Genomic DNA, 1,270 nt, shown 5'->3' with positions numbered 1-1,270 from the left:
AAAAGCAAATCGATGATGTAATCCACCAGATTGCATCTCTGAAACGGGAACGTGCAGAGAATTTCACCGTCAAACAAATGGAACGAACCAGAAAACAACTGGAAAAGCGACTCGCAAAGCTGAATGACACCGAGCGAAAGGATGACGCTGTCACCTTTGAAGAACTGGGTGTTGATTCCCTGATGGTAGACGAAGCACATATGTTCAAAAATTTGATGTGCGTTTCCAAAATGCGTAATGTGGCCGGTATCAGCCAGAGCGAAAGTCAGCGCGCCAGTGATCTCCTGATGAAATGTATGTATCTGGATGACATCACCGGCGGGCGTGGAATCACCTTTGCTACCGGTACTCCCCTCTCCAACAGCATGACCGAACTGTATACCATGATGCGTTACCTACAGCGACACACCCTGGAACGAAATGGCCTCGCCAACTTTGACGCCTGGGCATCTACTTTCGGCGAAACCGTTACCGCCATCGAGCTGGCTCCGGAAGGCACGGGTTATCGTACCAAGACGCGATTCGCAAAGTTCTACAACCTACCGGAGCTTATGAGTATGTTCAAGGAATGTGCCGATATTCAAACCGCAGATATGCTCAAGCTGCCGGTGCCCGCGCTGGAAGGCGGTAAGCCCATAAACATACAGCTGAAACCCAGTGACATTCAGCGGGATATGGTCGCAAAACTGGGAGAACGGGCTGATGCAGTGCGCAGCGGTGACGTTGATCCCACCGTAGACAATATGCTTGCCATCACGAACGATGGGCGTAAGCTCGCCCTTGACCAGCGGCTCATTGATCCATCCTTGCCGGATGAACCCGGCAGTAAAGTGAATGCCTGCGTGGAGCAGGTATTCACCATCTGGGAAAAGACAAAAGCCAACCGTTCTACGCAGTTGATTTTCTGTGATCTTTCCACACCAAAAGCTGGTGTTTTCAACATCTACCACGATGTTCGTGAAAAACTAACCGCAAAAGGTATTCCTCCGGAAGAGATTCAGTTCATTCACGATGCCAACACAGAAACGAAAAAAGCTGAACTGTTCGGAAAGGTGCGCAGCGGTTCTGTTCGCATCCTGATGGGAAGCACCGCCAAGATGGGGGCAGGCACCAATGTGCAGCGAAAACTCATTGCCCTGCATCACCTGGACGTTCCTTGGCGTCCGTCGGACATTGAACAGCGTGAAGGCCGTATGGTTCGTCAGGGCAATGAAAATAAAGAAGTAGCCATCTATCGTTATGTAACCGAATCGACATTCGATGCCTACAG

General features: G+C 50.4%; 1 protein-coding gene. It reads left to right on the top strand.

All coding sequences use genetic code 11. The features are described 5' to 3' along the window. Window positions 1–1,270 (top strand): helicase-related protein (locus ACESYO_RS16310; protein WP_373211336.1); only part of this gene is annotated, 1,270 nt, incomplete at both ends.

Source organism: Allofournierella massiliensis, from assembly GCF_964241245.1.
Classification (GTDB): domain Bacteria; phylum Bacillota; class Clostridia; order Oscillospirales; family Ruminococcaceae; genus Allofournierella; species Allofournierella massiliensis.
Note: the sequence above shows the minus strand (reverse complement) of the source record. Positions and strands in the feature narration are given on the sequence as shown.